14 protein-coding genes and 1 pseudogene are annotated in these 17,453 nt (G+C 70.3%); 10 read left to right on the top strand and 5 right to left on the bottom strand.

From position 1 onward, the window contains the following. Nucleotides 1–96: 96 nt before the first annotated feature. From tolQ to folD, 10 genes are all read left to right on the top strand, one after another. A complete protein-coding gene (gene tolQ, locus ACZ1HC_RS01490) occupies nt 97–789 on the top strand; it encodes a protein TolQ (protein ID WP_472698438.1) in 693 nt (230 codons plus the stop codon). A 3-nt stretch (nt 790–792) separates the two neighbouring features. Next, nucleotides 793–1,248, top strand: a complete 456-nt coding sequence (locus ACZ1HC_RS01495) for an ExbD/TolR family protein (RefSeq protein WP_472698439.1) — start codon at nt 793–795, stop codon at nt 1,246–1,248. Between the two features lie 4 nt (nt 1,249–1,252). Continuing rightward, complete coding sequence (locus tag ACZ1HC_RS01500) at nt 1,253–3,097, top strand: protein TolA (RefSeq protein WP_472698440.1); 1,845 nt, start codon at nt 1,253–1,255, stop codon at nt 3,095–3,097. Between the two features lie 44 nt (nt 3,098–3,141). Beyond that, on the top strand, nt 3,142–4,461 hold the full coding sequence (tolB, locus tag ACZ1HC_RS01505) for a Tol-Pal system beta propeller repeat protein TolB (RefSeq protein WP_472698441.1): 1,320 nt from the start codon (nt 3,142–3,144) through the stop codon (nt 4,459–4,461). Between the two features lie 25 nt (nt 4,462–4,486). Next, nucleotides 4,487–5,026 (top strand): peptidoglycan-associated lipoprotein Pal, encoded by a 540-nt coding sequence (gene pal, locus ACZ1HC_RS01510; RefSeq protein WP_472698442.1) that lies wholly within the window; start codon nt 4,487–4,489, stop codon nt 5,024–5,026. Continuing rightward, on the top strand, nt 5,023–5,913 hold the full coding sequence (locus ACZ1HC_RS01515; RefSeq protein ID WP_472698443.1) for a tol-pal system YbgF family protein: 891 nt from the start codon (nt 5,023–5,025) through the stop codon (nt 5,911–5,913). Before pal ends, ACZ1HC_RS01515 begins: the two co-directional genes overlap by 4 nt. Before the next feature lie 7 nt (nt 5,914–5,920). After that, entirely contained in the window at nt 5,921–7,156 is a 1,236-nt protein-coding gene (gene tilS, locus ACZ1HC_RS01520; RefSeq protein ID WP_472698444.1) for a tRNA lysidine(34) synthetase TilS, read from the top strand. A 56-nt stretch (nt 7,157–7,212) separates the two neighbouring features. Next, nucleotides 7,213–9,102 carry an ATP-dependent zinc metalloprotease FtsH gene (gene ftsH, locus ACZ1HC_RS01525; RefSeq protein WP_472698445.1) on the top strand — a complete coding sequence of 630 codons (1,890 nt, stop codon included), beginning with the start codon at nt 7,213–7,215 and terminating at the stop codon, nt 9,100–9,102. A gap of 182 nt (nt 9,103–9,284) precedes the next feature. Beyond that, nucleotides 9,285–9,587, top strand: a complete 303-nt coding sequence (locus tag ACZ1HC_RS01530) for a chorismate mutase (RefSeq protein ID WP_472698446.1) — start codon at nt 9,285–9,287, stop codon at nt 9,585–9,587. Further along, nucleotides 9,584–10,477, top strand: a complete 894-nt coding sequence (gene folD / locus ACZ1HC_RS01535) for a bifunctional methylenetetrahydrofolate dehydrogenase/methenyltetrahydrofolate cyclohydrolase FolD (protein WP_472698447.1) — start codon at nt 9,584–9,586, stop codon at nt 10,475–10,477. The genes ACZ1HC_RS01530 and folD overlap by 4 nt, the downstream gene beginning before the upstream one ends. A 248-nt stretch (nt 10,478–10,725) precedes the next feature. Here folD and ruvB read toward each other — a convergent pair. The 5 genes and pseudogenes from ruvB to dnaE form a co-directional block, all read right to left on the bottom strand. Then, a pseudogene (gene ruvB / locus ACZ1HC_RS01540) lies at nt 10,726–11,757 on the bottom strand (Holliday junction branch migration DNA helicase RuvB). Beyond that, nucleotides 11,754–12,659, bottom strand: a complete 906-nt coding sequence (gene htpX, locus ACZ1HC_RS01545; RefSeq protein ID WP_472698448.1) for a zinc metalloprotease HtpX — start codon at nt 12,657–12,659, stop codon at nt 11,754–11,756. Before htpX ends, ruvB begins: the two are co-directional and overlap by 4 nt. A 9-nt stretch (nt 12,660–12,668) precedes the next feature. Then, nucleotides 12,669–13,352 (bottom strand): Holliday junction branch migration protein RuvA, encoded by a 684-nt coding sequence (ruvA, locus tag ACZ1HC_RS01550; protein WP_472698449.1) that lies wholly within the window; start codon nt 13,350–13,352, stop codon nt 12,669–12,671. Next, on the bottom strand, nt 13,349–13,846 hold the full coding sequence (gene ruvC / locus ACZ1HC_RS01555; RefSeq protein ID WP_472698450.1) for a crossover junction endodeoxyribonuclease RuvC: 498 nt from the start codon (nt 13,844–13,846) through the stop codon (nt 13,349–13,351). The genes ruvA and ruvC overlap by 4 nt, the downstream gene beginning before the upstream one ends. Before the next feature lie 59 nt (nt 13,847–13,905). Then, entirely contained in the window at nt 13,906–17,376 is a 3,471-nt protein-coding gene (gene dnaE / locus ACZ1HC_RS01560; RefSeq protein ID WP_472698451.1) for a DNA polymerase III subunit alpha, read from the bottom strand. Between the last annotated feature and the right edge of the window lie 77 nt (nt 17,377–17,453).

Genomic DNA, 17,453 nt, shown 5'->3' on the forward strand with positions numbered 1-17,453 from the left:
GGGCTGCAACCTGTGCCAGGAAGGCGCTAGAAGGCCCGCAAGCCGACCGGGATGCCGGTCGGGTCAGCGACGGATCACGACGAAAAGGCAGTGAAGATGGAACCGATCCAGGCCACGCAGGCCCTTGATTTCTCGCTGATGGCGCTGTTCGCGCGCGCTTCGCTGACGGTTCAGGTGGTGATGGTGCTGCTGATCGTCGCCTCGGTCTGGGCCTGGGCGATCATCATCCAGAAGTTCCTGGCCTTCGCCAAGGCCCGCAAGGAGGCCGCCCGCTTCGATCGCGCCTTCTGGTCGGGCGAGCCGCTGGACGATCTTTACGACCGGCTGGGGGACCGGCCCTCGGGCGCGTCGGAACGCATCTTCGCCGCCGGCATGACCGAATGGCGCCGCAGCCACCGCGACGACGGCAGGCTGATCCCCGGCGGCCCCGCGCGGATCGACCGCGCCATGAACGTGGCCATCCAGCGCGAGGAAGCGCGCCTGTTCCGTGGCCTGTCCTTCCTGGCCACGGTCGGATCGACCGCCCCCTTCATCGGCCTGTTCGGCACCGTCTGGGGCATCAAGACCGCCTTCGAGGGCATCGCCATGTCCCAGGACACCAGCCTGGCCGTCGTGGCCCCCGGCATCGCCGAGGCGCTGCTGGCCACCGCGCTTGGCCTGCTGGCGGCGATCCCGGCTGTCGTCTTCTACAACAAGCTGTCGGGCGATGCCGAGCGCGTCACCGGCACCTGGGAGGCCTTCGCCGACGAGTTCTCGACCCTGCTCTCGCGCCAGATGGACGAGGCCTGAGGGATGTCGGGCGCCGTCGTCAAGCGGGTCAGCCGCAAGGGCCGGGGCCGGCGCCGCAACGCGCCGATGTCGGAAATCAACGTCACGCCCTTCGTGGACGTGATGCTGGTGCTGCTGGTGATCTTCATGGTGGCCGCGCCGCTGATGACGGCGGGCGTGCCGCTGAACCTGCCGCAGACCGCCGCCACCGCCGTGCCGACGGAACCGGAAGAACCTTTGGTCATCTCGATCCCGGCCAGCGGCGACGTGATGGTGATGGATGCGCCGGTGGCGCAGGACCAGATCGTGACCCGGCTGCGCGACCTGCTGGCCAGCCGCGAAAGCCAGCGGGTGTTCCTGCGCGCCGACGGGTCCATCCCCTATGCCCGGGTGGTGCAGGTCATGGGCGCGCTGAACGCGGCAGGGCTTTCCGACATCGTGCTGGTGACCGATACCGGCGGGCCCCGGATGGACGGCTGACATCATGGAGGACCGCGAGGGTCGCATTGGCTGGTGGGTTTCGGGAACGGCGCATGGCGCGCTGATCCTGTGGGCCGTGCTGGGCGGGGTGTTCCTGCGCCCGCAGCCCTCGGCCCCCCTGCGCACCACCGAGGTGGCGACCATGAGCGGCGCCGAGTTCGAGGCCTTGGCCGCGGCCTCGCGCGGTGCGGGTCCGGTAGGCCCCGAGGCGACCGCCGTCGCCACCCTGCCCGCCCCCTCAGCCGAGGAGAATGCCGGGCAGATGCCCGCCGATGCCGGCGCCCCCGAGGCCGAGGCGGCGGTCCAGGAACTGGCCAGTCCCGACGCCCCCGAGGCGCGGCCCGATCTGTCCGATTTCCGGCGTCCCGGCCCGGTTGCCGTCGTGACCGACCTGGGTGCCCCGGCCGGAAACCAGACGGCCGAGGAGGCCGCGCCCGTCAGGCCCGCGGCCAGCGACGACGCCCCGGTGGCCGACGCCCGCCCGTCCCGCCCCGATGCACCCGGCGCCGACCAGGCCGCGCCTGCGCCGCCGCAGTCCGAACTGGCTCTGGCCCGGTCCGCCCTGCCGCGACCGCGCCCCGAGGGCCTGGTGGAACAGCGCAACGTCCGGCTGGCCCGGCAGGAGGCCGAACGTCGCGCCGCCGCCGAGGCCGCCCGCGCCGCTGAGGCCGAGGAGCGCCGCCTGACCGCCGAGCGCGAGGCCGCCGAACAGGCCCGCCGCGCCGAACAGGCCGCGGAAGCGGAACGTCAGGCGGAAGCGGAACGTCAGGCGGAAGCGGAACGGCAGGCCGAGGCCGAGGAAGCCGAACGCCAGCGCGCCGAAGCCGAGGCGCGCGCCGAAGCCGAACGTCAGGCGGAAGCAGAGCGTCAGGCGGAAGCGGAGCGTCAGGCGGAAGCGGAGCGGCAGGCCGAGGCCGAGGCCGAGGAAGCCGAACGCCAACGCGCCGAAGCCGAGGCGCGCGCCGAAGCCGAACGACAAGCCGAGGCAGAGCGGCAGGCGGAAGCAGAGCGGCAGGCGGAAGCGGAACGTCGTGCCGAGGCAGAGCGTCAGGCCGAAGCCGAGCGCCAGGCCGAGGCCGAGCGCCGGGCGGCGGCTGCCGAACGCGAGGCCGAAGCGCGCCGCGCCGCCGAGGCCGAGGCACGGGCCGAGGCGGAACGGCAGGCAGCCGCCGAGGCCGCCGAGCGCGAGGCCGCCGAACGCGCCGCAGCCGAGGCCGCCCGTCAGCAGGCGCTTCAGGACGCGCTGCGCGAAGCCCAGGAAGGGCGGGCCGGGGCCGAGGGAACCGACACGGCCTCGACCGGGGATGCGACCGGCGGCCGCAGCCAGACGATCGAAGGCGGCTCGGGCGCCTCGGCCGCGCAGGATCCGCTGGCGGCGGCCCTGGCCGGGGCGATGGCGGGCGGCGGCGGTGCCGGGGGCACGGCCGCCAGCCAGGGCGGGTTCGCCGAACCGCTGCAGCTTGCCCCCTCGGCCACCCGGCCGGCGCCGCTGGACGGCATCGACATCTCCGGCCTGTCGCGCGCCCAGCCGCTGTCGCTTGCCGAGGAGGACGCCTTCCGCGCCGCCATCCGGCAATGCTGGAACGAGGGGGCGCTGTCGCTCGAGGCGCAGCGGATGTCGGTCTCGGTGGCCTTCAGCATGACCGCCGACGGCAGGCCGATCGAAAGCAGCCTGCGGATCGCGGATTACCGGGGCGGCAGCGACGCCGCCGCCCGGCACGCCTTCCAGGTCGCCCGGCGGGCGATCATGATGTGCGGCGGCGCGGGCTTCCCGCTGCCCTTCGACAAATACAGCCGCTGGCGCGATGTGGTGGTCGAGTTCCGCCCCGGCGGCATCGGGATTGACTGACGCGGGGATGTTTCCCTCCCCGCCGCAAGGAAGATGAGGATATGATGCTTCGGACGCTGACCGTGACCCTGTCGATGGCGCTGGCCGCCGTCTCGGTGCCTGCCCTGCCCGCCCTGGCGCAGGACGGGCCGCTGAAGATCGAGATCACCGACGGTGTGACCGAACCCATGACCATCGCCATCCCCGCCTTCCACGGCGATGCCGAGGCCGCGCAGCGGATCCGCGATGTCGTGGCGGCGGATCTGACGGGCACCGGGCTGTTCCGCGAAATCCCCCGCGACGCCCAGGCCCCCCGGCCCGGCAGCTTCGGCGAGGCCGTCGCCTATGACGACTGGCGCGCGCTCAGCGCCCAGGCGCTTGTTTCGGCCGAGGTGACGCGGTCGGGCGACGCGATCAGCGTCAAGTTCCGGCTGTTCGATGTCTATGCCGGCCAGCCGCAGGGCGAGGGGATGCAGTTCGACGCCCGCGCCTCGGACTGGCGGCGCGCGGCGCACAAGATCGCCGACCAGATCTATGCGCGGCTGACGGGCGAACAGCCCTATTTCGACAGCCGCGTGGCCTTCGTGCAGGAAACCGGGCCGAAGGATGCGCGCATCAAGCGCATCGGCGTGATGGACTATGACGGGCAGAACATCCTGTGGATGACCGACAGCTCGTCCCTGGTGCTGGCGCCGCAGTTCTCGCGCGATGGGCGGCGGCTGGCCTATACCAGCTTCGACAGCGGATTTCCCCAGATCCGCGTCCTGGACATCGCCAGCGTGTCGTCGCGCCCGTTGACCCAAGACGCCAACAGCATGGCGTTCTCGCCGCGGTTCAGCCCGGACGGGCGCTGGATCGCCTATTCGCGCGAACAGGGCGGCAACACCGACATCTGGCTGATGGACGCGGCCTCGGGCGCGCAGCGGCCGCTGGTGCAGTCGCCCGCCATCGACACCGCGCCCAGCTTCAGCCCGGACGGGCAGCGGATCGTGTTCGAATCCGACCGCTCGGGCAGCCCGCAACTGTATGTGGCGGGCCTGGACGGGGGCGAGCCGACCCGCATCAGCTTCGGCGAGGGGCGCTATGGATCGCCGGCCTGGTCGCCCCGGGGCGACCTGATCGCCTTTGCCAAGCAGGTGGGCGACCGGTTCCACATCGCCACCATGCGCACCGACGGGTCGGCCGAGCGGACCCTGACCGAATCTTTCCTTGACGAGTCCCCCACCTGGGCCCCCAATGGCCGCGTGGTGATGTTCACGCGGGTGGCGCCCGGCGGGAATGGCCAGCCGCGCCTGCATTCGGTGGACATCACCGGGCGCAACATGCGACCGCTGAGCCTTGACTTTGCCGCCTCGGATCCCTCTTGGGGTCCGTTGATGCCCTGAGCCACCGCGCCGGAAGGATAGCCCGATGACCCGCTGGAAAAAGCCCGCTGCCGCCGCCCTGCTGCTGACCCTTGCCGCCTGCGCGCAGCCCGCGCCGCCGGGCATCCAGGCGCCGGTGGTCGATCCCTACGCCAATGCCGCAGGCGGGGCGCTGTATCAGGGCAGCCTTCCGGGCGGCACGCTGGGGGCCACCGCGACCGCCGAATACTTCAATAGCACCGTCGGCAACACCGTCCTGTTCCCGGCCAACCAGACGACGCTGACGGCCGAAGCCCGCGCGATCCTGGCGCGGCAGGCAGAATGGCTGAAGACGCACACGAACTTCAACGCCGTCATCCAGGGCCATGCGGAAGAAACCGGCACCCGCGAATACAATCTTGCCCTGGGCGCCCGCCGCGCCAGCGCGGTGCAGGAATACCTGATCGCGCAGGGCGTCGCGTCCGACCGGATCCGCACGCTGAGCTTCGGCAAGGAACGCCCGCGCGAGGTCTGTTCGGACGAGGCCTGCTATGCCAACAACCGCCGGGCCGTGACCGTGGTCAGCGCCACGGGGGCGGCGTCGTGATCCACCGCCTTGTCGCCGCGGCCGCCCTGGCCCTGACGGTGGCCCTGCCCCTTGCGGCCGAGGAACCCAGCCTGGCCGACCTGCGCGCCGAGCTGAGCGAGGTGCGCGCCCGGCTGCAGACGCTGCGATCCGAACTGGTGGCCTCGGGGGCGACGGGCTTCCAGGCCGCCGGGGGCGATGCCGCCATCGACCGGATGAACGCGATGGAGCAACGCCTGGCGCGGCTGACCGACCGCACCGAACAGTTGCAGAACCGCATCGAGCGGATCATCGACGACAGCAACCGCCGGATTGCCGACCTCGAATTCCGCCTCTGCGAGATGGACGAGACCTGCGATCTGTCCGCGCTGACCATGCCGCCGCCCTTGGCGGGCGGGCCCACGGCGCCCTCTCTGCCCGCAGCGTCGCAGCCCGCGGGCACGGCGGCCTCGGCCGGCGAACAGGCCGATTTCGACGCCGCCCGGCAGGCCCTGGCGGGCGGCGAGTTCCGCAGGGCGGCCGACATGTTCGGCGCCGTGGCGCGGACCCATGCCGGCGGCCCGCTGACCGCCGAGGCGCTGTTCCTGCGCGGCGCCGCGCTTGACAGCGCGGGCGATCCGCGCGGCGCGGCGGCCGCCTGGCTGGAGGGGTTCTCGGCCGATCCCGACGGCCCGCGCGCGGCCGAAAGCCTGCTGGGCATCGCCCGCGTGATCGAGGCCGAAGGCGATGCCACCGCGGCCTGCCTGTATCTGGCGGAAATCCCGGCGCGCTTTCCCGGATCGCCCTTCGCGTCCGAGGCCGAGACCCGGATGAGCCGCCTTGCCTGCGGCAGCAACGACCTGGGCACCCTGCCCCCCGAAGCCGAGGCCGACGTCGAGGCCGAAGCGGACATGGCCGAACACCAGTAGCCGCGCCATGACCCTTGCCGCCGCCGATCCAGCCTTTCCTGTCCATGCGGCCCTGGACCGGCTGGCGGGCGACATGCCGGCAATCGGCGTGGCGGTGTCGGGCGGTGGCGATTCGGTCGCCTTGATGCACCTGATGGCCGACTGGGGCCGCGGCCGCCGGATCATGGTCGCCACCGTCGATCACGGCCTGCGTCCCGAAAGCGCGGCCGAGGCGCGGCAGGTCGGCCGGGCCGCCCGCGCCCTGGGCCTGCCCCATGCGACGCTGCTGTGGCAGCGGGGGACCGAGGCCGGCAACCTGATGGCCAGTGCCCGCGACGCCCGGCTGCGGCTGCTGGCGGCCTGGGCGCAGCGCAACGGGCTGTCGGCGGTGGCGCTGGGCCATACCCTGGACGACCAGGCCGAGACGCTGATGATGCGGCTGGCGCGCGGTTCGGGCATCGACGGGCTGGCCTCGATGGCGGAATGGCGCGACGCCTTCGGCACCCGGTGGCTGCGCCCCATGCTGAACGCCGGCCGCCACGACCTGCGCGCCTGGCTGCGGGCGCGGGGGATCGGCTGGATCGACGATCCCAGCAACGACAACACCGACTTCGAGCGAATCCGCATCCGCCGCGCGATCGAGGCGACGGGTCTTGACGTCTCCGCCCTGGCCCGCGCCGCGACCCACATCAACGAAGCGCGGGACGCGCTGTCCCACTACGCCGCCTTCGCCGCGCAGGACGCCGTCGCCCGCAACGGTAGCCTCGGCCTGCCGCGCCGGGCCTATCAGGATGCCCCGGCCGAAATCCGCCGCCGGCTGATCGTGGCCGCCTGCCGCTGGATCACCGGCGCCGACTATCCGCCGCGCCGCAACACCGTGCTGCATGCGCTGAACGCGATTTCCTCGGGCCACCGGGTCACGCTGGACGGGGCGCTGATCGAGCCTTCGGGCGACCGCATCCGGCTGTTCCGCGAGCCCGCGGCGGCGCTGCGCGCGCCCGACATGCAGGCCGGCGCCTGGGACAACCGCTGGCAGATCAGCGGCCTGGGCCCGGGCCAGCACGTCGCCGCCCTGGGCCTGGCCGAGGTCGCCCGCGTGCGGTGGCGCCTGGCGGGCCTGACCCGGGACGAGGCGGCGGCCAGCCCCGCCATCTGGGAGGGCGGCCGGCTGGTGGCCGCGCCGCTGATCCGTCCGCAGGCCCCGTACCGGATTTTCCCGCTTCGGGGTGCATCAGATTTTCGCAGGCTGGTAATGGCGCATTGAACCCGCGCGGATAATCCCTATTTTCAAGCCAAACCGCTTTCCGCCGGAGGTCCGCTTTGGGCAATGCACGCAACCTGGCCTTCTGGGTCGTCCTCTTCCTGATGATCCTGGCCCTGTTCAACCTGTTCAGCGACGGCGCGACGACGATGAACAGCCGGCAGATCAGCTATTCCGAGTTCATCCAGCGGGTTGACAACGACCAGATCGCCGCCGTGACGATCGACGGCGAGGAACTGGCGATCACCGGCACCGATGGCAACCAGTATGTCGCCATCCGGCCCCAGGGCGAGGAAATCGCCGACCGCCTGATCGCCAGGAACGTGGATGTGAAGGTGGTCCCCCAGCAGCAGTCGGGCTTCATGTCGCTGCTGGGCGTCTGGCTGCCCTTCATCCTGCTGATCGGCGTCTGGATCTTCTTCATGAACCGGATGCAGGGCGGCGGCAAGGGCGGGGCGATGGGCTTCGGCAAGTCGCGCGCCAAGCTGCTGACCGAAAAGCACGGCCGCGTCACCTTCGACGACGTGGCCGGCATCGACGAGGCCAAGGAGGAACTGGAGGAGATCGTCGAGTTCCTGCGCAACCCGCAGAAGTTCAGCCGCCTGGGCGGCAAGATCCCGAAAGGCGCGCTGCTGGTCGGCCCTCCGGGCACCGGCAAGACGCTGCTGGCCCGCGCCATCGCCGGCGAGGCGGGCGTGCCCTTCTTCACCATCTCGGGTTCCGACTTCGTGGAAATGTTCGTGGGCGTTGGTGCGTCCCGTGTGCGCGACATGTTCGAACAGGCCAAGAAATCCGCCCCCTGCATCGTCTTCATCGACGAGATCGATGCCGTGGGCCGCGCCCGCGGCGTGGGCATCGGCGGCGGCAACGACGAACGCGAACAGACGCTGAACCAGCTTCTGGTCGAGATGGACGGCTTCGAGGCCAACGAGGGCATCATCATCGTCGCCGCCACCAACCGCCGCGACGTGCTGGACCCGGCCCTGCTGCGCCCCGGCCGCTTCGACCGCCAGATCCACGTCCCCAACCCCGACATCAAGGGCCGCGAGAAGATCCTGTCCGTCCATGCCCGCAAGGTGCCGGTCGGCCCCGACGTGGACCTGCGCATCATCGCCCGCGGCACGCCCGGCTTCTCGGGCGCGGACCTGATGAACCTGGTGAACGAGGCCGCGCTGATGGCCGCGCGCATCGGTCGCCGCTTCGTCAGCATGGAGGACTTCGAGAACGCCAAGGACAAGGTGATGCTGGGCGTCGAACGCCGCAGCATGGTCCTGACCCCCGAGCAGAAGGAAAAGACCGCCTATCACGAAGCCGGTCACGCCATCGTCGGCCTGTCGCTGCCCAAATGCGATCCGGTCTACAAGGCCACGATCATCCCGCGCGGTGGCGCCCTGGGCATGGTGGTGTCCCTGCCCGAAATGGACCGGTTGAACTTCCACAAGGACGAGGCCAAGCAGAAGCTGGCCATGACCATGGCCGGCAAGGCCGCCGAGATCATCAAGTATGGCGCGGAAGGCGTGTCGAACGGCCCCGCCGGCGACATCCAGCAGGCCAGCCAACTGGCCCGCGCGATGGTGATGCGCTGGGGCATGTCCGACAAGGTCGGCAACATCGACTATGCCGAGGCGCACGAGGGCTACAACGGCTCCACCGGGGGCTTCTCGATCTCGGCCGCGACCAAGGAGCTGATCGAACAAGAGGTCCGCGACCTGATCGAAGAAGGCTATCAGACGGCGCGCCGCATCCTGATCGAGAAGGAAGCCGAGTTCGAGCGCCTGGCCCAAGGCCTGCTGGAATACGAGACCCTGACCGGTGAGGAAATCGGCAAGGTCCTGCGCGGCGAGCCCCTGGGGGGCGACGACGACACCCCGGGCAGCCTGATCCCGACGGTCACGGCCATCCCCCGGGCGGGCAAGCCCGCCCCTGGCGGCGACCCCGCCCCGGCCTGAGACGACAGACTCCGGCCCCCGCGCCGGGGTTTTTCATGCGGCTCGCGTCCAACGGCGGCCGGCGAACCGCCTTTCCCGCAAGCAGCGGGTATGCCGCATATGGGGAAGCCGATCGCCCCCGCGCCCCTTGAACCGTGCGTCCATCCGGTGCATGTCGGGGCGGGAACAGCAAGGGGCCCGCGATGAGCGACATCGCCGACATCGAGGACATGGCCACGCTGCGCGCGCGGATCGACGCGCTGGACGAACGGCTGGTCGCGCTTCTGGCGCAGCGCCACGCGCTGATCGCGCAGGCGGCGCGGATCAAGCAGAAGGCCGGGCTTCCCGCCCGGATCGAGGCGCGGGTCGAGGAGGTGGTCGCGAACGCTGTCCGTCACGCCCAGGCGCGCGGCCTGGATCCCCGCCTGATCGAGGCGATCTGGCGGCAACTGGTCGAGGCCGCCATCGCCCAGGAAGACCGCCATCTGAACGGAGACGCCCCATGATCCCAACGCCTCGCTCCAGGGCGACGCTCATCGACGGCAAGGCCTTCGCGGCCCGGCTGCGCAGCCGAATCGCCGCGGAGGTGGCGTCCCTGGCGGCGCGGGGGATCACGCCCGGGCTGGCGGTGGTCCTGGTGGGCGAGGATCCGGCAAGCCAGGTCTATGTCCGCTCGAAGGGGCGGATGACCCGCGAGGTGGGCATGACCTCGCACGAGCACCGGCTGCCCGCCGATACCGCCGAGGCCGACCTGCTGGCCCTGATCGAGCGGCTGAACCGCGATCCCTCGGTCAACGGCATCCTGGTGCAGCTTCCCCTGCCCCGGCACCTGAACGAGGCGGCCGTCATCAACAGCATCGATCCGCTGAAGGACGTTGACGGCTTCCACATCCTGAATGTCGGGCGGCTGGCGACCGGGCAGAAGGCCATGGTGCCCTGCACGCCGCTGGGCTGCCTGATGCTGCTGCGCGACTGCCTGGGCGACCTTGCGGGCAAGAACGCCCTGGTGATCGGCCGCAGCAATATCGTCGGCAAGCCGATGGCGCAGCTTCTGCTGCAGGACAGCGCGACGGTCACGATCGCCCATTCCCGGACGGCGGACCTGCCGGACCTGTGCCGGCGGGCAGACATCGTCGTTGCAGCCGTGGGGCGGGCCAACTTCGTCCAGGGCGACTGGATCAGACCCGGCGCCGCGGTGATCGACGTGGGCATCAACCGCACCGAGGACGGCCTGGTCGGGGATGTCGATTTCGCCGCGGCAAGCCAGGTGGCGGGCGCCATCACCCCCGTTCCGGGAGGCGTGGGCCCCATGACGATCGCCTGCCTGCTGGCCAACACCCTGACGGCCGCCGCCCGCGCCCACGGCCTGCCCGACCCCGAGGGCCTGACACCCTGAGGCGCGGCCCGGGGGTTTCACACCCCCGGACCCCCGTGGGATATTTCCCGTCCAAAGCGGGCCGCTTCACGCTTTCTCAAGCTTTCCGGGAGATCATCAGATCACGGTACAGGCGGGGACGCCGATGACCGTGTCCGAAGCAGGCGCCTCATCCTCTGGCAGGATGGGGCGTTCTTCGGTCCTGTATTGGACCGGAAATATCCCGGGGAGTCGCGCCCTGCGCGACGGGGGCAGCGCCCCCTGCGGCATCAGCCGTCGAACAGCGTGCCCTGTGACGGCACGGCGGGCGCCGACAGGCCCAGATGTCTCCAGGCGCCGGCCGTCAGCTGCCGCCCGCGCGGGGTCCGGGCGATCAGGCCCTGTTGCAGCAGATAGGGCTCGATCACCTCCTCGATGGCGTCGCGGCTTTCCGACAGGGCGGCAGACAAGGTCTCCACCCCGACCGGACCGCCGCCATAATGTTCGGCCATCTGCATCAGGTATCGCCGGTCCGCCCCGTCCAGGCCCCTGTCGTCCACCCCCAGGCGGGTCAGCGCGGCATCGGCGATCTGGCGGGTCAGCCGTCCGTCACCTTCCACCAGCGCGAAGTCCACCACGCGGCGCAGCAGCCGGCCGGCGATCCGGGGGTGCCGCGGGCGCGGCGGGCGATCTCGCGCGTGCCTTCGGGATCAGCGTCGATGCCCATCAGCCGCGCGCCGCGCTGCACGATCAGGTCAAGTTCCGCGTCCGTGTAGAACTCCAGGCGCGTGGGAATGCCGAAACGGTCGCGCAGCGGCGTGGTCAGCAGGCCCAGGCGCGTGGTCGCGCCCACCAGCGTGAAGGGTTGCAATTCGATTCTGCACGGTGCGCGCCGCCGGGCCTTCGCCGATGACCAGATCCAGTTCGAAATCCTCCATCGCGGGATAGAGGATTTCCTCGACCGCGGGGTTCATGCGGTGGATCTCGTCGATGAACAGCACGTCGCGGGCTTCCAGATCCGTCAGGATCGCCGCCAGATCGCCCGCCCGCGCCAGCACCGGACCCGAGGTCATGCGGAAGTTCACGCCCAGTTCCCGGGCCATGATCTGGGCCAGGGTGGTCTTGCCAAGCCCAGGAGGGCCGAAGAACAGCGTGTGGTCCATCGCCTTGCCGCGCATCCGGGCGCTTTCGATGAAGACCCGCAGGTTCGCGCGCGCCTCGGCCTGCCCGACGAATTCGGACAGCATCTGCGGCCGCAGGGCGCGATCCTCGGAGTCGCTGTCCATCGGCTGGGGACGAAGGGTCGGGTCGGGCTGGATCATCCCCGACCCCAGGGGCCGGCCCCGCGGCCGCTGCGCGGGATGGGCGAGACCCGTTCGGGGGTGGCGGGGCGCTCCTCCAGGGTCATCAGCCGGGCGATCCGGTCCTCGGTCGCGGGATGGGTGGCGAACAGGCGGTCCATGCGAAGCCCGTTCAGCGGGTTGACGATGAACATCGCCGCCGCCGCCGGGTTCTTTTCCGCAGGGACGTTCAGCACCCGCCCCGCCATCCGGGAAATCTTCGCCAGCGCCGAGGCAAGCGCGCGGGGCTGGCCGCAGATCCGGGCGCCGGTGGAGTCGGCCTCGAACTCTCGGGTGCGGGAAATCGCCATCTGCACCATCATCGCGGCCAGGGGCGCGAAGATCATCGCCAGGATCGCCCCCAGGCCGCCGCCGCGGTCGTCGCGCCCGCCGGTGAACAGCATCATGTTGCCCATCATGGCGATGGCCCCGGCCATCGTCGCCGTGATCGTCATCACCAGCGCGTCGCGGTGCTTGATGTGGGCGAGTTCATGGGCGATCACGCCCGCGATCTCGTCGCGCGACAGGCTGCGGACCAGGCCCTGCGTCACCGCCACGGCCGCGTTTTCCGGGTTGCGCCCGGTGGCGAAGGCGTTGGGCTGGTCCGTGGGCAGCAGATACAGCCTGGGCATCGGCAGATCGGCGCGGCGCGCCAGTTCGGCGGTCAGGGCATGAAGATCGCCGCCCTGCTGGGGCGACAGTTCGACCGCGCCCTGCTGGCGCAGCACCATCTTGTCGCTGTTCCACCAGGCGAAGAAGTTCATGCCGCCCGCCAGCAGCAGCGCCATGACGGCCCCGCCCCGTCCCCCCAGCATCCAGCCAAGCGCCATGACCAGCGCCGTCATGGCGGCCATCAGGATGAACACCCTGGCGTTTGCGTGCATCAGAACCCCCTATTCCCTAGGCGCCAGAAGACGCAGCGCCGCGCGGATCAACGCCGGGGTTTGGGCCGTCGGTTCCCTCGCCTGCGCCTCGGCCACGGCCTGCGCGGCTTCGCTGGAAGCATAGCCCAGATTGGACAGCGCCGACAGGGCGTCGGACGTGGCCCGGGCGGCCAGCATGGCGTCCGAGGGCGCGGCAGGCGGGGCAGCGGGCGCGGCGGTATCCAGGACGGCATCGGCATCGACCATCGGAACGCCCATGTCCACCGTCAGCGTCGCGCCAAGCGCCATGACCGACGGCGCCTTGTCCTTTAGTTCCAGCACCACCCGCTGCGCCAGCTTCGGGCCCACGCCCTGCGCCTTGCGGACCGATGCCCAGTCGCCCAGCGCGATGGCGCGGCCCAGTCCTTCCGGCCCCAAGGTGCCCAGGATCGCCAGCGAGACCTTGGCGCCCACCCCCTGCACGCCGGTCAGCAGCCGATGCCATTCCTTTTCCAGCATCGAGGTGAAGCCGAACAGTTGCAGCAGATCCTCGCGCACCATCAGGTCGGTATAAAGCGCCGCGGCCTGGCCCACGGGCGGCAGGCCCGCGGCGGTGCGTTCGCTGACATGGACGATATAGCCCACGCCGCGCACGTCGATCAGCACATGGTCGCGGGCGCGGTGCAGGATGATCCCGGCGATGCGGCCGATCATGCCGATCGTTCCGCGATGCGCAGGCTGCGGCCCTGCAGGTGGCGGGCGTGGCAGATGGCGATGGCCAGGGCGTCGGCGGCGTCGGCGCTGTCGAAGGTGACGCCGGGAAGCTGGACCCTGACCATGTGCTGCACCTGCTCTTTGCCGGCATGGCCCACGCCCACCACCGTCTTCTTGACCGCGTTCGGGGCGTATTCGCCGACGCTGATGCCTGCCTCGGCCGGCGCCAGCAGGGCGATGCCGCGCGCCTGGCCCAGCTTCAGGGTGCCCACCGCATCCTTGTTGACAAAGGTCTGTTCGACCGCGGCCGCGTCGGGCGCATGGGCGGCGATCACCGCGCACAAACCGCGATAGAGTTGCGACAGCCGCGTGCCCAGGTCGCCCTCGGTCGTCTGGATCACGCCGTTGGCGATGTGGCGCAGGCGCGATCCCTCGACCAGGATCATGCCCCAGCCCATGTTCCGCAACCCCGGGTCGATGCCCAGAACCCTCATGCCCGCCTCGCTGCCGTTTTCCCAGGACTAGCACGAAAGGCGAACATTTGCCTAGGGGCCTATTCCTCGATCACGTCCAGGACGCCCGGCACCGCGCGCAGGGCCTGCCGGGCGGGGGTGGTCAGCGGGGCGTCGTGGGCGACCTCGATCTCGATCACCTCGTCGCCCTCGCGGAGGCGCAGCAGGACCGGTCCGCGGGACCGCGCGGGGACGGTCATCTCGGTGCGAAGGCGGGCCAGCGTCTCGGCCAGGCGGGGGATGGTGTCGCCGCCCTGCAGTTCCACCGCAAGGCAGCCCGCCCCCGCGTCGGCCACCATGCTGTCCAGGGCCTCGACGCTGTTGGCCAGCATCTTCACCCCATCGCCCGAGGGTTCGACCTTGACCTGCAACACCACGTTCTGCCCGGGTTCCAGCCTGTCGCGCGACGCGCTCAGCAGGTCGGAAAACACCGTCACCTCGTAGAGCCCGGTGGGGTCGGACAGGCTGACGAAGGCGTAGGGCGTGCCTTTGGCCGACTTGCGCTCCATCCGCGCGGCGACCGTGCCGGCGATGCTGGCGACCAGGGGGCCGCCCAGGGCTTCCTGGCTGATCTGGGCCAGGGTCATGACCTTCTTGCGTTTAAGCGCGGGCAGGTAGTCGTCCAGCGGATGGCCGGACAGATAGAAGCCCACGGCCTTATGTTCCTCGGCCAGCTTCTCGGTGGGCAGCCAGATGCCGGTGATGGGCGGGCGGGGCGGCGGCAGATCCTCGCCCCCGCCGAACAGCGAGGTCTGGCTGGATGCGGCCTGGTCCTGCACCGCCGCCGACCAGGCGCAGAGCGCGTCCAGCCCCTTGACCACCCGGGCGCGGTTGTCGTCCAGCACGTCGAAGGCGCCGGCGCGGGCCAGCATCTCCAGCGGGCGCTTGCCCACGCGCTTCATGTCCACGCGGCGGGCGAAGTCGTTCATGTCGCGGAAGGGCGTGTCGCCGCGGGCCTGGTGGATCAGACCCATCGCGTCCACGCCCACGCCCTTCAGCGCGCCCAGCGCGTAATGGATGCGGCCTTCGCGGACGCTGAAGGTGGGGGCCGAGCGGTTGACGCAGGGGGGCACCACGGCGATTCCCATGCGGTCGCATTCGCGCTTGTAGATCGCCAGTTTGTCGGTCAGGTGGATGTCGCAGTTCATCACCGCGGCCATGAATTCGACCGGGTGGTTCGCCTTCAGCCAGGCGGTCTGATAGCTGACCACGGCATAGGCCGCCGCGTGCGACTTGTTGAAGCCGTAATTGGCGAATTTCTCGAGCAGGTCGAAGACCTCGCCGGCCTTCTTGGCGTCCACGCCGTTGGCCACCGCGCCATCGACGAACTTCGGGCGCTCCTTGGCCATTTCCGAGGCGATCTTCTTGCCCATCGCCCGGCGCAGCAGGTCGGCGCCGCCCAGGCTGTAGCCTGCCATCACCTGCGCGATCTGCATCACCTGTTCCTGATAGACGATGATGCCCTGGGTTTCGGCCAGGATCGGGTCGATGGAGGGGTGCAGCGATTCCAGTTCCCGCAGCCCGTTCTTGACCTCGCAATAGGTCGGGATGTTCTCCATCGGGCCGGGCCGGTACAGCGCCACAAGCGCCACGATGTCCTCGATGCAGGTAGGGCGCATCCGGCGCAGCGCGTCCATCATGCCGGAACTTTCGACCTGGAACACCGCCACCGTCCTGGCGCTGGCGAACAGGTCGTAGGTGGCCTTGTCGTCCAGGGGGATCAGGTTGATCTGGTTTTCGGTGCCCGGCGCCGGGTCGTAGAGCCTCCGCCCGTCCGCCGCGACATGCAGCGGACGGCCGCCGCCGTTGATCAGGTCCACGGCGTTCTGGATCACCGTCAGCGTCTTGAGGCCGAGGAAGTCGAACTTCACCAGCCCGGCCTGTTCGACCCATTTCATGTTGAACTGCGTGGCCGGCATGTCTGATGCCGGATCGCGATACAGCGGCACCAGCCGGTCCAGCGGCCGGTCGCCGATCACCACGCCCGCCGCATGGGTCGAGGCGTTGCGGTAAAGCCCCTCGAGCTTCTCGGCATAGTCCAGCAGCCGCCTGACGACTTCCTCCTTGGCGGCCTCGCGCAGGCGAGGCTCCTCGGCGCGGGCCTTGGCGATGCTGACCGGCTTGACGCCTTCCAGCGGGATCATCTTGGACAGGCGGTCCACCTGGCCGAAGGGCATCTGCAGGACCCGGCCCACGTCGCGCACGGCGGCCTTGGACAGCAGCGCGCCGAAGGTGATGATCTGGCCCACCTTGTCCTTGCCGTAGCGGTCCTGGACATAGCGGATCACCTCCTCGCGCCGGTCCATGCAGAAGTCGATGTCGAAATCCGGCATGGAGACGCGTTCGGGGTTCAGGAAACGCTCGAACAGCAGGTTGTAGCGCAGCGGATCCAGGTCGGTGATGGTCAGCGCATAGGCCACCAGCGATCCCGCGCCCGACCCCCGCCCCGGCCCCACGGGAATGTCGCGGTCCTTGGCCCATTTGATGAAATCGGCCACGATCAGGAAGTAGCCGGGAAAGCCCATCTGCTCGATGATGCCCAGCTCGAACTCGAGCCGCTGGCGGTATTCCTCGACCGGGACGGCGTGAGGGATGACCCGCAGCCGCGATTCCAGCCCGGAGCGGGCCTGCCGGCGCAGTTCCTCGACCTCGTCATCGGCGAAGCGCGGCAGGATCGGCTTGTGCCGGCTGACGGCGAAGGCGCAGCGGCGGGCGATCTCGACGGTGTTTTCCAGCGCCTCGGGCAGGTCGGCGAACAGCACCGCCATTTCCTCGGCCGACTTGAAGTAATGCTGCGGCGTCAGGCGGCGGCGGGGCTGGGACTGGTCCACATAGGCCTTTTCGGCGATGCAGATCAGCGCGTCATGGGCCTCGAACATGTCGGCCTTGGGGAAATAGACGTCGTTGGTGGCGACCAGCGGCAGGCCCTTGGCATAGGCCAGGTCGATCAGCCCGGCCTCGGACGCGGCCTCGGCGGGCATCAGGGCGCCGTTCTCGCCGGGGTGGCGCTGCAGTTCGACGTAAAGCCGCGTCGGAAAGGCCGCCGCCAGCCGGTCGGCCAGGGCATCGGCCTTGTCGCGCTGGCCCTGCGCGATCAGGCAGCCCAGCGGGCCGGTTGCGCCGCCGGTGAGGCAGATCAGCCCCTCGGCATGGGCAACAAGCTCATCGACCGTCACATGCAGCGGCGCGCCGCCCTCGCGCAGATAGAGGCACGACGACAGCGCCATCAGGTTCAGCCAGCCCGCCTGGTTCTGCGCCAGCAGGACCACCGGCCCGGTGGCGCCGTCCTGCAGGGTGATCTGGCAGCCGATGATGGGCTGCACGCCCTTCTCCATCGCCTTCACGCTGAACTCCAGCGCGGCGAACAGCGCATTGGTGTCCGTCAGCGCCACGGCCGGCATCCCGGCATCCGCGGCAAGACCGGGCAGCTTGCCCACCGGAACGGCACCTTCCAGCAACGAGTGTTCGGAATGTGTGCGAAGGTGGATGAATCGGGGGATTTTCGCGGCCATGTCCAAATCTCTATCGCAACCTGCCGAAACAGCGCAATTGCCCCCGGCGTCGATTGCGCGCTAAGAGATCGGGGAAC

This window comes from Paracoccus sp. BR5-17 (genome assembly GCF_055693925.1).

What these genes read in the sequence shown, in the direction of transcription:
- tolQ (WP_472698438.1), top strand. Translation starts at nt 97, where the DNA reads ATGGAACCGATCCAGGCCACGCAGGCCCTTGATTTCTCGCTGATGGCG.
- ACZ1HC_RS01495 (WP_472698439.1), top strand. Translation starts at nt 793, where the DNA reads ATGTCGGGCGCCGTCGTCAAGCGGGTCAGCCGCAAGGGCCGGGGCCGG.
- ACZ1HC_RS01500 (WP_472698440.1), top strand. Translation starts at nt 1,253, where the DNA reads ATGGAGGACCGCGAGGGTCGCATTGGCTGGTGGGTTTCGGGAACGGCG.
- tolB (WP_472698441.1), top strand. Translation starts at nt 3,142, where the DNA reads ATGCTTCGGACGCTGACCGTGACCCTGTCGATGGCGCTGGCCGCCGTC.
- pal (WP_472698442.1), top strand. Translation starts at nt 4,487, where the DNA reads ATGACCCGCTGGAAAAAGCCCGCTGCCGCCGCCCTGCTGCTGACCCTT.
- tilS (WP_472698444.1), top strand. Translation starts at nt 5,921, where the DNA reads ATGACCCTTGCCGCCGCCGATCCAGCCTTTCCTGTCCATGCGGCCCTG.
- ACZ1HC_RS01530 (WP_472698446.1), top strand. Translation starts at nt 9,285, where the DNA reads ATGAGCGACATCGCCGACATCGAGGACATGGCCACGCTGCGCGCGCGG.
- folD (WP_472698447.1), top strand. Translation starts at nt 9,584, where the DNA reads ATGATCCCAACGCCTCGCTCCAGGGCGACGCTCATCGACGGCAAGGCC.
- htpX (WP_472698448.1), bottom strand. Translation starts at nt 12,659, where the DNA reads ATGCACGCAAACGCCAGGGTGTTCATCCTGATGGCCGCCATGACGGCG.
- ruvA (WP_472698449.1), bottom strand. Translation starts at nt 13,352, where the DNA reads ATGATCGGCCGCATCGCCGGGATCATCCTGCACCGCGCCCGCGACCAT.
- ruvC (WP_472698450.1), bottom strand. Translation starts at nt 13,846, where the DNA reads ATGAGGGTTCTGGGCATCGACCCGGGGTTGCGGAACATGGGCTGGGGC.
- dnaE (WP_472698451.1), bottom strand. Translation starts at nt 17,376, where the DNA reads ATGGCCGCGAAAATCCCCCGATTCATCCACCTTCGCACACATTCCGAA.